General features: G+C 56.9%; 10 protein-coding genes. 7 read left to right on the plus strand and 3 right to left on the minus strand.

The window, feature by feature from the left end; translation table 11 throughout:
• Position 1 precedes the first annotated feature (1 nt).
• Genes cydB through cydC form a run of 3 tightly spaced genes read left to right on the plus strand, consistent with a single transcriptional unit; the run spans position 2 to position 4304 of the window.
• Positions 2-1003 (plus strand): cytochrome d ubiquinol oxidase subunit II, encoded by a 1002-nt coding sequence (gene cydB / locus ACP2AU_RS00535; RefSeq protein ID WP_426373817.1) that lies wholly within the window; start codon positions 2-4, stop codon positions 1001-1003.
• Entirely contained in the window at positions 1004-2692 is a 1689-nt protein-coding gene (gene cydD, locus ACP2AU_RS00540) for a thiol reductant ABC exporter subunit CydD (RefSeq protein ID WP_426373819.1), read from the plus strand.
• Entirely contained in the window at positions 2685-4304 is a 1620-nt protein-coding gene (gene cydC, locus ACP2AU_RS00545; protein WP_426373820.1) for a thiol reductant ABC exporter subunit CydC, read from the plus strand. Before cydD ends, cydC begins: the two co-directional genes overlap by 8 nt.
• Here the strand turns inward: cydC and ACP2AU_RS00550 are convergent, their stop codons facing one another.
• A complete protein-coding gene (locus tag ACP2AU_RS00550) occupies positions 4305-5546 on the minus strand; it encodes a saccharopine dehydrogenase family protein (protein WP_426373821.1) in 1242 nt (413 codons plus the stop codon). It lies immediately after the preceding gene.
• 157 nt (positions 5547-5703) lie between these two features.
• Between ACP2AU_RS00550 and ACP2AU_RS00555 the strand changes: the two genes are divergently transcribed.
• Together ACP2AU_RS00555 and ACP2AU_RS00560 are read left to right on the plus strand one after the other, a co-directional pair.
• Entirely contained in the window at positions 5704-6033 is a 330-nt protein-coding gene (locus ACP2AU_RS00555; RefSeq protein WP_426373822.1) for a hypothetical protein, read from the plus strand.
• Between the two features lie 9 nt (positions 6034-6042).
• On the plus strand, positions 6043-6498 hold the full coding sequence (locus tag ACP2AU_RS00560; RefSeq protein ID WP_426373823.1) for a hypothetical protein: 456 nt from the start codon (positions 6043-6045) through the stop codon (positions 6496-6498).
• A gap of 33 nt (positions 6499-6531) precedes the next feature.
• On the opposite strand, the gene ACP2AU_RS00565 is transcribed toward ACP2AU_RS00560, so the two are convergent.
• Positions 6532-7470 carry an electron transfer flavoprotein subunit alpha/FixB family protein gene (locus tag ACP2AU_RS00565; protein ID WP_426373824.1) on the minus strand — a complete coding sequence of 313 codons (939 nt, stop codon included), beginning with the start codon at positions 7468-7470 and terminating at the stop codon, positions 6532-6534.
• Positions 7471-8220 carry an electron transfer flavoprotein subunit beta/FixA family protein gene (locus ACP2AU_RS00570; RefSeq protein WP_426373825.1) on the minus strand — a complete coding sequence of 250 codons (750 nt, stop codon included), beginning with the start codon at positions 8218-8220 and terminating at the stop codon, positions 7471-7473.
• Between the two features lie 318 nt (positions 8221-8538).
• Between ACP2AU_RS00570 and ACP2AU_RS00575 the strand changes: the two genes are divergently transcribed.
• Positions 8539-10191: an electron transfer flavoprotein-ubiquinone oxidoreductase gene (locus ACP2AU_RS00575; RefSeq protein WP_426373826.1), complete on the plus strand. Its 1653-nt coding sequence runs from the start codon at positions 8539-8541 to the stop codon at positions 10189-10191.
• Between the two features lie 216 nt (positions 10192-10407).
• Positions 10408-13179 carry a chlorate reductase subunit alpha gene (gene clrA, locus ACP2AU_RS00580; RefSeq protein WP_426373827.1) on the plus strand — a complete coding sequence of 924 codons (2772 nt, stop codon included), beginning with the start codon at positions 10408-10410 and terminating at the stop codon, positions 13177-13179.
• Positions 13180-13181: the final 2 nt, after the last annotated feature.

A 13181-nucleotide genomic window follows, 5' to 3' on the forward strand; every position in this document is an offset into this window, starting at 1 on the left:
CATGGAACTGTTTGATCTGGCCCTCATCTGGGCCTTCATTATCGGTTTTGGCGTCATCATGTATGTGCTGATGGACGGTTTTGATCTCGGGGTGGGCATTCTCTTCCCGTTTGCGCCTTCGGAAACCGACCGGGACACAATGATGAATTCCGTTGCGCCAGTCTGGGATGGCAACGAAACCTGGCTGGTGCTGGGCGGCGCCGGTTTGCTGGCCGCCTTTCCGATGGTTTACACCATCGTTTTGCCCGCACTCTATATTGGCGTATTTCTGCTGCTGGCAGGGCTGATCTTTCGTGGTGTCGCGTTCGAGTTCCGCTTCAAGGCCCGCACCTCCAGATATCTCTGGAACTGGTCGTTTGCCGGCGGCTCTACCATCGCTGCCTTCTCCCAGGGCGCAGTAGTCGGCGCCTACATCCAGGGCTTTAACACCGTCGATGGCGTTTACGTGGGCGGCGCGCTGGATTGGCTGACTCCGTTTACCGTGTTGACTGGCCTCGGAATGCTCGCGGGCTATGCATTGTTGGGCTCGACCTGGCTGATCCTGAAAACCGAAGGGCATCTTCAGGAGTGGGCCTACCGGGTAACCGCTCCCCTGCTTTTCGCGGTACTGGTGGTGTTCGGAATCATCAGTGTATGGACACCGTTTGTGGACGATATGGTGCGCGAACGCTGGTTCTCCAACCTGAGTGTGATCTGGATTTTGCCGGCGCTGACGCTGCTTTGCGCATTCCAGATCTGGCGGTCGGTGCGCAACCGCTTTGAAGCTATGCCGTTTATTGCCACCATGGGCCTGTTCATTACAACCTATCTCGGTCTTGTAGTGAGCAAGTGGCCTTATGTGGTTCCCCCCAACTATACCCTTTGGGAAGCCGCCTCAGCCTACGAATCGCAGTTGTTCCTGCTGCTGGGCCTGCTGTTCGTCATTCCCATTGTGCTGGTCTACACCGCCTGGACCTATTGGGTCTTTCGCGGCAAGGTTCGCGCAGGAGAGGGGTACCACTAAGTGGCAGATGCCGCCCGGTCAACGGTCAGTAACTGGCTTTCCTCGCTGGCCCGTAATAGCCGGCGCTGGGTAACCGCCACCGTCATTGCCGGCACGCTGGCCGGGCTGGCAACCATCGTTCAGATGGTGTTGCTGGCCGGCGTCATCCATCAGGGAGTAATTGAGAAGGTGCCGGTTTCCGGCCTCACTCCCTGGTTTGTGGCCCTGCTTGGAGTTCTGGTGATTCGGGCCATTGGCCAGGGGCTGCAGACCCGCTTCGCCGCCCGCTGCAGTGAGCAGGTGCGCCGCGAGGCACGCTGGCAATTACATCAGCACTGGAAAGCAACGGGGCCGGTCAATCTCAGCGACACCTCCGCCGCGTCTCTGGCCCGGGAATGGCTGGACCACGTTGAAGCCCTGCACGGCTACTTTGCCCGGTTTCTCCCGCAGATGACGCTGTCTGTGATCATCCCTGTGTGCATTCTGGTTCTGGTATTCTGGCTGGACTGGCTGGCGGGCATGTTTCTGGCGCTCTCGGCGCCACTCATCCCGCTGTTCATGGCTCTGGTGGGTATGGGGGCCGAGAAGCTCAATCAGCAGCATTTTGAAACAGTCAGCCGCTTGTCCGGCCAGTTTCTGGATAAAATCCGGGGGCTGACCACGCTTCAATTGTTCGGTCGTACGCAGGAAGCCAGTCAAACCTTGCAGTCGCGCTCTGACCAATACCGTATGATCACCATGAAAACGCTCAAGGTGGCATTTTTGTCGTCGGCGGTGCTGGAATTCTTTGCATCGGTGGCCATTGCAGTGCTGGCCATCTACATCGGTTTTGGTTTGCTCGGTTATATCGAATTCGGGCCAAGCGATGAACTCACCCTCTTCAGTGGTCTGCTGATTCTGTTGCTGGCGCCGGAATTCTTCCAGCCGTTGCGCACCCTCTCCCAACATTATCATGACCGGGCCGCCGCCCTTGGTGCGGGTACGGAAATCCTCGCGAGGCTGGAGCAACCGGTCAGATCAGGTGCGATTGCAAGCACCACAGAAACCGGTGAATCACCCCGCTCGTCGGCAGACCGTATTCAGATTGACAATGTGTCGGTGCGATACGGCGATGGCCCGATTATTCTTCATCATCTGGACCTCACCATAAGCCGGGGCGAAGTCGTGGCGCTGACGGGCCCGTCCGGAGGCGGAAAGTCGACACTGCTGCATCTGATGGCCGGCTTCATCCAGCCTGGTGTCGGTGCGGTGTCGGTATTCGGAGCAGCACCCGGAGAGCACCCCTTTGGCTGGCTGGGGCAGCGAGGCTTCTGGATTCAGGGCACTTGGGCCGAGAACCTCCGCCTGACAAGCCCGGACGCCTCCGACATTGCGATTGATTTCGCTTTGAGGCAAGTGGGCCTGGGAGAGCTGATTGATAGCCGCCCGGAGGGTATTTACAGTGCCATGGCCGAAGACGGGCAAGGTCTTTCTGGCGGGCAGGCCCGGCGCCTCAGCCTGGCGCGTATTTTTCTGGCTGACTATCAGCTCATTTTGTTGGATGAGCCGACCGCAGGTCTGGATGCCACCAGTGAAGTTTTTATTGTTGACGCCCTGCGCAAGCTCTGTGAATCCGGCAAAAATCTTGTGTTTTCGACACACCATCAGGCGTTGCTGACGCTGGCCGACCGAGTACTTATCGTCAACGAAGGCGAGGTTCGTGATGCCTGAACTTTCTCCCTGGCTTACGCTGATATTTCGCCGAAAGGGCCGACTCATGGCAGGCGCCGGCTTGCTGCTGGGCACCCTGCTCTCCGGGATTGGCTTACTGGCGCTTTCTGGCTGGTTTCTGACTGAGACAGCCCTTGTCGGCCTGTTACTGGCTGCCGGTGTACAGGCCTATATCAACTTGTATGTACCGGGCGGCGGCATCCGCTTCTTTGCCGTCTCCCGCACCGTGTTTCGGTATCTGGAGCGGGTGTACAACCACAATACCGTACTCAAACTTTTGACCGACATACGCGTTGAGTTGTTCAATCAACTGGCCCGGCGTTCCCGCAGTGCTCGCAACCACCAGTCAGGCGCTCAGTGGCTTTCGCGCCTCACCGCCGATGTGGATGCCCTGGATACTCTGTACCTTCGGCTCATTGCCCCGGCCGGCCTCGCCGCCGTGGTCACCCTGATCATCGTTGGAGCGGCATGGCTGCTGTTTAACGGCGTTGTGGCGCTGGCGCTGCTGGCCATTCTGACCGCCGCCTTGCTTACGTCCACCTGGCTGGTGTATTTGCGCACCCGGGCGGCTTCCGGAGAATTGAGTGACCGCCAGGAAAGTTTGCGGGGCGAGCTGATTGAGCATCTGGAGGGATTTGCCGAACTCACTGCCGCGGGAAGGACAGGTAAACATACAGCACGATTGATGCGCCGCAGTGTCGAAATCTCCCGCGATCAGGCGCGGGTAGATAGCCGGGCGGGCTGGCACCAGGCTGTATCGCATCTTCTCATCAACATGGCGGCCGTGGTTGCTTTGTGGCTTGGCTGTATCATGTTCGAACAGGGAGCGCTGAGCGGGCCGGTGCTGGTGCTGCTGCCCATCGCATTGCTCGGGCTTGCCGAGGTCTACGCGGTACTTCCAGACGCCTTTGGAAAGCTGGGGGCAACGCGCTCGGCAGCCCGGCGATTGAATTCCAGCGCTCAGACCCAACCGGAACGTCCCGAGCTGCCTGACCGATTGCCCACCTTAACGGGCGACCGGGCAATCATGGCGAGCAACCTAACCATCGGCTATCCAGAATGCCCGCCTTTGCTTGGCAACTTTACTCTGGAGCTGAACCGGGGCGATACGGTGGGTGTTGTAGGTCGCTCCGGCAGCGGCAAGTCAACCCTGGCCGATACTCTGGCCGGTCTCCTGCCGCCCTGTGCCGGTCACCTGCATTCCCTGCCCTGCGCGTATCTGACGCAGAGTACCGTGGTGTTTGAGGATACCGTGCGAGCCAACCTGTTACTGGCAGATCCTGCCGCAGACGATGGCGATTTGTGGCGGGTGCTGGAATTGGTCGGCCTGGGCGAACGCTTTTCGCAAGAAACCGAGGGTCTGAACGTTTGGCTTGGAAGTGCCGGAAATCGCTTATCCGGCGGCGAAGCCCGCCGTCTGGTGCTCGCACGGGTTCTGTTAAGCACTGCACCGGTGATTGTTCTGGATGAGCCGTTCACGGGTGTGGACGAGGCAACACGGGAGAGCATATCTCCGGCTATCAGCCGCTGGCTCAAGGGCCGTACGGTGATTTCGCTGGGGCATGGGCCGGAAGCCTTGCTGGCTTCCGACCGCATTATACGCCTGTCCTGATCAGCGGCTTTCAACCACCTCAAACGTCAGCCCTGCATTGGCCTGCAGGCGCTCCAGCAATTTCCCATCGAGGGCCGAGCTCGGGGTCCAGAAGCCGCCCTTTACGCTCTCGTCCACATCAAACGCGAGGCAAAGCCCGGCTTCGCCCAGCATTTTTGATGTTGAGCCGTAACCCGGGTCCCGGTCGCCGGTGACTTTGGTGATCATGGTCTTGCCATCCGGGGTCTTACCAACGAACCGGATATCGTAAAAGCCGTTTTCCTGCTCTTCAGGGGTCGGGCCTTCACCCGGTTTGGGGACCAGTTTTTCAACAATCCAGCGGGTCGGTTTAATGGCCGAGGCGGTAAAGAATGCCCCCAGGGCTCCCACCATTCCGTAAGCCGCTAACCGGCCTTTGGTGCCCTTGCCGGTCATAATTGCTTCGTCATAGGTGAACTCTTTCCCGTACCGCGCGCCCTGAAGCGCGTTTGAGCGGTGTACGACACGGGTATTGATAGCGCCCATCACGAACGGTGCCAGCCAGGCATTGAAGTTTTCATCAAACTCGGCGGACTTCAGGTTTGGCTGCCGCGTTTCCGAACGGTGTGACGGCGGGCAGATGGAAAACGGGTTGGCTAGTTCTTTACGCAGTTTCGGGTCTGCGCCCGCCTCCTTGGCAATGTTGATCATGGATGCGACCGTTCCGCCAGACAAACCGCCTTTGGCCACTTTGACTCGCATACGTACGTCCTGGCAAGGCTTGCCAAACGCCTTTTCGGCCTCTTGCTGCAAAAACCACACGCCCATGTCAGACGGAATCGAATCAAACCCGCAACAATGCACAATTCTTGCGCCGGATTTTTGCGCCTGATCTTCATAACGCTCAATCATGCGGCGAATCCACTGAACTTCGCCGGTCAGGTCGCAGTAGTCGGTGCCGGTTTCTGCGCACACCTTCACCAGTGTTTCACCAAACAGCGCATACGGGCCAACGGTGGAGATAACCACCCGGGTCTGCTTGCAGAGATCGCGCAGCGCGGATTCATCGCCGGCGTCGGCCAGGATCACAGGCAATGCCCCCGCTGCACTCCCCAGATCCGCTCTCAGTTTTTCCAGTTTGCTTTCTGAGCGGCCGGCAATGGCCCACTTGACTTCTTTGTCGGTGCCGTAGTTCTCGACAAGGTAGCGGGTAAGAATCTGGCCAACAAAACTGGTGGCGCCGAACACGACCAGGTCATAGTTCGCTGCGGTGGTGTTTGTCATTATTAATCCTTGTTCAAACAAATGTATGAATGGATGGTAACAGGTTTATTCTGTGGTGCTACTTCCCCGTGCGCGCGATCCCGGGCGTCTGGTCGGCCAATCGCTTGTGGTGTGGACTGGGGCACACTCTTTCAAGCGACTGAAAAAGGAGATTCCCTTGACTGTCTTTTTCGCCATTATCAGCCTGATTCTGCTCATCTCGGGCGCGCTGCTGTTCTGGCAAGTGCGTGAGCAGCGAAACATGATTGCCGAGATGCTCGAAAGCGAGGATATACCTGATACCGATCACGATCCTGAGCTGGTGCTTACGTTGCGGATTCGGGACCCGATTGCCGTGGCTAAACGGGAATCACGCGCCGGCCGCATTCTGGCAGACCGCCTGCCAGTAATGGCTCGAAAAATGGTCTATCAGGAGGTCGTGCGTGAGCTGGAGCAGGAACTGGAGGAGCGGGACATTGAGGTTGAGATGCACGTTGAGTACCGCTAAGGGGTGGCCATGATTTTACCCATCGTTACGATGTTGAGCCTTGTCGGTTCCGGCATTCTGCTGGCGACCACTTTCGCGCTTTACCACACCAACCGTCGCCGCCTGAGAATTCTCAACTCCCACCGGATTCGAGCCGTCAGCGCCATCCAGGAACGTCGTATGGATGTAATGGAGGTGCGCAACCGCGCGCGGCTACTGGAAGAAACCGTTTCCGGCGGGGCCAGCGCGGTCGAGAAGGTGCACAAGGCAATCGCCAATACCACCTTTGGCCTTATCGATCTGTTTTCGAAAGACGATAACTTCAAAGATGGTGCACGCAAGGTGCAGCAGTCGCATCAACGTAAGAGCGAGCAGATTTACAAGGTGGTCAGAACGACCAACCGGGCACTACACATTCTCGCCGATACACTGGTGATCGAAAAAGCCGAAAAACGCATTGTATCGAAAACAAAGAAGGCGCCCTGAGGCGCCTTCTTTCATCGAAATTTCAGAAAGTTATCAAGCTTTCTTCAATTCCTCTTCAAGCTGCGGAACAGCTTCGAACAGATCTGCAACCAGGCCATAATCGGCTACCTGGAAGATTGGTGCTTCTTCGTCCTTGTTGATCGCAACGATCACTTTGGAGTCAGACATACCAGCCAGATGCTGGATCGCACCGGAGATACCAACCGCAACGTACAGCTGTGGCGCAACGATTTTACCGGTTTGGCCAACCTGCATATCGTTAGGTACAAAACCAGCGTCAACTGCTGCACGGGATGCACCGACGGCAGCGCCGAGATGGTCAGCAACCTGCTCCAGCATTTTGAAGTTTTCGCCGTTCTGCATTCCACGGCCGCCGGAAATAACGATACCGGCAGAGGCCAGGTCCGGACGATCAGACTCGGCTTTCTCTTCGCTCACAAAAGCGGAGAGGCCAGCGTCTTTCACGGTATCCAGCTGCTCTACAGAAGCAGAACCACCTTCAGCGGCCACCGGATCAAACGCGGTCGGGCGAACGGTCACAACCTTGACACTGTCGCTCGCCTTTACGGTGGCAATGGCGTTACCGGCGTAGATCGGGCGCACGAAAGTGTCTTCGGATTCAACGCGAACGATGTCAGAAACCTGAGCAACATCCAGCAGCGCAGCAACGCGCGGCATGAAGTCTTTACCGGTGGTGCCGGCAGAGGTCAGGATGTGGCTGTAGCCCTTACCTACTTCTGCAACCAGCTCCGACAGGTTCTCGGCCAGGAAGTGACCGTAGGCAGCGTTATCAGCAACCAGTACCTTGTTAACGCCTTCTGCCTTGGCAGCGGCTTCAGCGACAGCGCCTACGTTCTCACCGGCAACCAGCACGTCGATGTCACCACCGATGGCCTTGGCAGCCGCTACAACGTTCAGAGTAGCCTGTTTCAGGCTGCTGTTGTCGTGTTCAGCAATTACCAGGATGCTCATTTAGATCACCTTCGCTTCGTTCTTCAGTTTATCCACCAGCTCAGCAACGTCAGCCACCTTGATACCAGCCTGGCGTGCAGCCGGGGCTTCGACCTTCAGGGTGGACAGGCGCGCGGCAACGTCAACGCCCAGGTCAGCCGGAGACACGGAGTCCAGCGGCTTCTTCTTGGCTTTCATGATGTTGGGCAGAGAAGCGTAGCGCGGCTCGTTCAGACGCAGGTCTGTGGTAACCACCGCCGGCAGGTTCAGAGCAACCGTCATCAGACCGCCGTCTACTTCGCGGGTTACGTTAACCTTGTCTCCGTCAACGGCAACTTCAGAGGCGAAGGTGCCCTGGCCCATGCCGGTCAGAGCCGCCAGCATCTGGCCGGTCTGGTTGTTGTCGGAATCGATGGACTGTTTACCCAGAATCACCAGCTTGGGCTCTTCTTTTTCGACAACAGCCTTGAGCAGCTTGGCCGCCTCGAGGGACTGAACTTCTTCGTCAGTCTCGATGTGGATACCACGGTCAGCGCCCAGCGCCAGAGCGGTACGGATCTGCTCCTGAGAAGCCTTCGGGCCAATGGATACAACAACGATTTCACTGGCAACGCCCTTCTCTTTCAGACGAACCGCTTCTTCAACTGCGATTTCGCAGAACGGGTTCATTGCCATCTTGACGTTGGCGAGATCAACGCCGGTGTTGTCCGGCTTGACGCGCACCTTCACGTTGTAGTCGATAACTCGTTTTACAGCGACCAGAACCTTCATAGATTCCTCGTTCTTCTACGATGGGTTTAATGAGTCTTCACAGTCAAAGGACCGGGTTGACCCGACCTGACAATGAGACGATACTAAAAATCGACTCAAAACACACTATATTTCGGTGTATACGTACAATGCCAAAGGTTGGTGCGAATTTCAAACAAACGTTTGTTTGAAACCGGAAATGCGTTATCCTTTCGTAATAAAGAGCCGCTCCAAGCGGCTGCGGGCAGTCGTCTATACGCATTTTTACCGGTATGATGGCGCCCCTGATGAGGCCTGCGGGCAAACACTATCCATTAAATGCTGTTTGAGGAGACCAACGTGGAACGCGAATCGATGGAATTTGATGTTCTGATCGTCGGCGGCGGCCCTGCGGGCCTGTCGGCAGCCTGCCGCGTCATGCAACTGGCGCAGGAAGCCGGCGAAGAACTGACCGTTTGTGTGGTTGAAAAAGGTTCTGAGATCGGCGCGCATATCCTCGCCGGCACCGTATTCGAGCCCACAGCCCTGAATGAACTCTTCCCGGACTGGAAAGAGAAAGGCGCGCCTCTGAACACGCCGGTTACCCGCGATGACATTTTCCTGCTCAAGAATCAGGAAAAGGCCTCAAAAATCCCCAATGCCTTTGTGCCCAAGAATATGCACAACCATGGCAACTACATCATCAGCCTTGGCAACTTGTGCCGCTGGCTGGCCGAGCAGGCCGAGCAACTGGGTGTCGAGGTATACCCGGGCTTCGCAGCATCGGAAACCATTATTGAAGACGGCCAGGTTAAAGGCATCATCACCGGAGACATGGGCGTGGCCCGCGACGGTTCCGAAAAAGACGGCTATATGCCGGGTATGGAATTGCGTGCCAAGTACACCCTGTTTACCGAAGGCTGCCGCGGTCACCTGGGCAAGCGCCTGATCAGTGACTTCAAGCTGGACGAAGGCAAAGACCCGCAGCACTACGGCATCGGTATTAAAGAACTGTGGGACATCGACCCGGCCAAGCACGAACCCGGCCTGGTTGTACACACTACCGGCTGGCCGCTGAGTGAATCCGGCTCTACCGGGGGCTCTTTCCTGTACCACCTGGAAAACGGCCAGGTTTACGTGGGCCTGATCACCGATCTGTCATACAGCAATCCGCATCTGAGCCCGTTTGAGGAGTTCCAGCGCCTCAAGCACCACCCGGAAGTGAGAAAGTATCTGGACGGTGGCAAGCGCGTAGCCTATGGCGCACGTGCGATTGCCAAAGGCGGCTACAACGCCCTGCCGAAAATGAGCTTCCCGGGCGGCTTGCTGCTTGGCTGTGATGCCGGCACCCTGAACAGCTCCAAGATCAAAGGTTCCCACACGGCCATGAAATCCGGCCTGCTGGGTGCTGAAGCCGTGTTTGAAGCCCTGAAAGAAGGCAAGTCCGGTGAGGAAATCACCAGTTTCCAGCAGCGTTTCGAAGACAGCTGGCTGTACAAGGAGCTTTACGCTGAGCGTAACTTCGGCCCGGCCATGCACAAGTTCGGCAATATCGTCGGTGGTGCCATCGCCTTCTTCGAGCAGAACATTCTGCGCGGCAGCCTGCCGATCACTTTCCACGACACAACGCCTGACCACGCAACACTGAAGCCGGCGTCTGAGTGCAAGAAGATCGATTATCCGAAACCGGACAACAAGCTGACGTTCGACCGCCTGTCCTCGGTGTTTATTTCCAACACCAACCATGAGGAAGATCAGCCGGTACACCTCAAGCTGACAGATCCGGACATTCCGCTGAATGAAAACCTGCCCAAGTACAACGAACCGGCACAACGCTACTGCCCTGCCGGAGTTTACGAAGTGGTGGAAAAAGACGACGGCAGCGGCAAGAAGTTCCAGATCAACGCCCAGAACTGCGTGCACTGCAAGACCTGTGACATCAAGGATCCCGCGCAAAACATCACCTGGGTTACACCCGAAGGTGGCGGCGGCCCTAACTACCCCAATATGTAAAACGTTTCGTTCTAAAAACGGCCCGCTTGGGCCGTTTTTTTTTAACTAATTCGGTTACGCTTTAATCAAATTTGTCATAAATCAAGAAGCAGTTTCTTTATCCGCAATTGATCTAAAAAACCCCTCCCCCCGCGAAAAAAAGATGCTATAAATAATTAAATTCGTCTGCGCACACCATGATTGCTGACGACAGTATCGGCCGAGGGGAGGTGGGATATGAAGCTTTGGAAACTCAAGCGCCGGGATTTTCTCAAGGGTCTGGGAGCAACAGCAACCGGGGCCGTTGTAAGTGGTAACGGCTGGGCACTTAACAGACTGGAGCCAATAGGCGACTCGCTGAGCACCGAATATCCCTACCGGAGTTGGGAAGATTTGTACCGGAACGAATGGGACTGGGATCACATCGGCCACGCGGCCCACTGCATCAACTGCATGGGCAATTGCGGGTGGAACGTCTATGTAAAAGACGGCCTGGTTATTCGTGAAGAACAGATCGCAAAATACCCCCAGGTGAACCCGAATGTGCCCGATGCCAATCCCCGCGGCTGCCAGAAAGGCGCCATCCACTCCACCGCCATGTACGAGGCCGACCGCCTTCGCTTTCCGCTGAAGCGGGCGGGTGAACGTGGTGAGGGCAAATGGCAACGGATTTCGTGGGATCAGGCCACCGAAGAAATCGCCGACAAAATTATCGATATCTTCGAAAAATATGGTCCCGGCAAGCTCAAGACTCACCAGGGGTCTGGTAACCAGACTATGGTTCGCCAGTCTGGCCCCAGCCGCTTCGCATCGTTGGTGGGCGGTATCCAACTGGACGGCTTCACTACCGTTGGCGACCTGATTACCGGCGCTCACCTGGCCTACGGCAATCCGCTCGAAAGCTTCACCTCGGATGCCTGGTTCGATGCCGACTACATTCTGCTGGGCATGATCAACCCGAACGCGACCCGGATTCCAGACGCCCACTACGTCTGGGAAGCAAAGTACAACGGTGCGCGCATCACCAGCACGGCGCCCGATTACAACCCCAGTTCCATCCACACCGACCTATGGATGCCGATCAAGCAAGGCTCGGATCCATTTCTGGGTATGTCCTTTGTTAATGTCATTATCGAAGAACAGCTTTACCGGCCTGAGTTCATGAAAGAACAGACCGATCTGCCGATGCTGGTTCGCAAAGACAACGGCAAGCTGTTACGGGAAAGTGACCTGACAGACGGTGGCTCGGATGAGGTTTTCTATCACTGGGACCTCAACAGCAAACAAGCTGTGAAGGCCAAAGGTTCCATGGGGAGTGAGGAAAAAGACCTTAAACTGGGCAGCATCGACCCGGCGCTTGAGGGCGAGTTCGAGGTCAATGGCATTGAGGTAACCACCGTCTTTGAGCAGGTCAAACAAGAAGCGGCCAAGTACACCCCGGAGAAAACCCGGGAGCAAACCGGCCTCCACCCGGATGTAGTTCGCCAGGAAGCACGCCACATTGCCAATGCCCGCAAAGCCATCATTATGCTGGGCTACATCACCTCCAGTTACTCCAACTGCCTGTATACCGCCTGGGCCTACGCCCTCACCCTCGCCCTGACCGGGCACGGTGGCCGTACTGGCGGCCTGGACACCTCCTGGGTTGTCTGGAATCACCCGAAGTGGACTGAACTGTCCACCTTTGACGGCAAAAAATCTGCCCGTTACGAGGCGGGCGGCCTTGGTGAAGTGCTGCGCGGCGGCATGATGGAAGGCATCCGGAACCACTTTGACAATAAAAAGCTCAAAGAACGGGTCGGATTCGATATCGATGAAATGGAAGAGATGATCCAGGAGTCCATCGACGAGGGCTGGATGCCCTACTACGGCGAAATCAAAGGCATGATAGCCGTGGCCGATAACACCTTCCGCCGCAACAAGATGGCTGAAAAGTACCGGGAAGAGCATCTGCGCCAGGCCAGTGAGCTCTACGTCAACGTGAACGTGCGTATGGACTCCACCGCCGAATGGGCAGACTACGTGTTACCGGCCGCCAGCCATTACGAAGCCTGGGATCTGCGCACCCAGGGTTACCACCGGTTCTGCAACGTATTCACCGAATCGGTACCGCCGGTGGGTGAGTCCAAACCGGACTGGGACATCATGGCGCTGCTGACCAAAAAGATTCAGGAACGGGCCATCGCCCGTGGCATTGGCCCCATCCAGGACGGCGATGTCACCCGGGATCTTCACACCATCCACGATGACTACACCAATAACGGCCAGCTGATGACTGCGCTGGATGCCACGCGGTACATCGTCGAGAATTCACCGGAATTCGGTGGCGTAAGCCTGGAAGAAGCCGCAGAACGGGGCTTTATTGTCCTGAACGAACACGCGGGCACCAATCAACCGCTACAGAAAGACCAGCCCTATAACCCGTTCACCGCCCAGACAGACGGCAAGAAACCGTATGAGACACTGACCGGGCGCATCACTTTCTATGTCGATCACCCGCGCTTCGTGAAACTCAAGTCTACGGTGCCGACTGCCCGGCTATACGCGGGCCCGGAGGCATCCAACTATCCCCTGCACTTCTATTCGCCGCACACCCGCTGGGGCATCCACTCCAACTGGCGCAGCAACAAATATATGCTCCGGCTCCAGCGCGGCGAACCGAATATCTACATTAATCCCAAGCTCGCAGAGCAGCGGGGCATCAAGGATGGTGACCGGGTAAAACTGTTCAATGGCAATGGCGAATTCTTCGCCCAGGCCAAAATGTACCCCAGCATTCCTGCGGACTCGATCATGATGGAGCATGGCTGGGAACCTCACCAGTACATCCATCGCAAGCCCATGAACAATACCCATGTGACCCTGCTTCAACCGCTGGAACTGGTGGGCGGCTGGGGACACCTGAAGTTCATCTACGCCAAATGGAACGCTAACCAGGTCATCCATGAAAGTAGCTACGACATCGCCCTGGCCAAGCCAGACGAAATTGCAGATCCGAGGACCATCTAAGA

The organism is Marinobacter sp. VGCF2001 (assembly GCF_049943275.1).
Classification (GTDB): Bacteria; Pseudomonadota; Gammaproteobacteria; order Pseudomonadales; family Oleiphilaceae; genus Marinobacter.

Bases quoted from the DNA above. Each gene is read 5' to 3' on its own strand.
- ACP2AU_RS00560 (WP_426373823.1), top strand. From the start codon at position 6,043: ATGATTTTACCCATCGTTACGATGTTGAGCCTTGTCGGTTCCGGCATT.
- cydB (WP_426373817.1), top strand. From the start codon at position 2: ATGGAACTGTTTGATCTGGCCCTCATCTGGGCCTTCATTATCGGTTTT.
- ACP2AU_RS00565 (WP_426373824.1), bottom strand. From the start codon at position 7,470: ATGAGCATCCTGGTAATTGCTGAACACGACAACAGCAGCCTGAAACAG.
- ACP2AU_RS00570 (WP_426373825.1), bottom strand. From the start codon at position 8,220: ATGAAGGTTCTGGTCGCTGTAAAACGAGTTATCGACTACAACGTGAAG.
- ACP2AU_RS00550 (WP_426373821.1), bottom strand. From the start codon at position 5,546: ATGACAAACACCACCGCAGCGAACTATGACCTGGTCGTGTTCGGCGCC.
- cydC (WP_426373820.1), top strand. From the start codon at position 2,685: ATGCCTGAACTTTCTCCCTGGCTTACGCTGATATTTCGCCGAAAGGGC.
- clrA (WP_426373827.1), top strand. From the start codon at position 10,408: ATGAAGCTTTGGAAACTCAAGCGCCGGGATTTTCTCAAGGGTCTGGGA.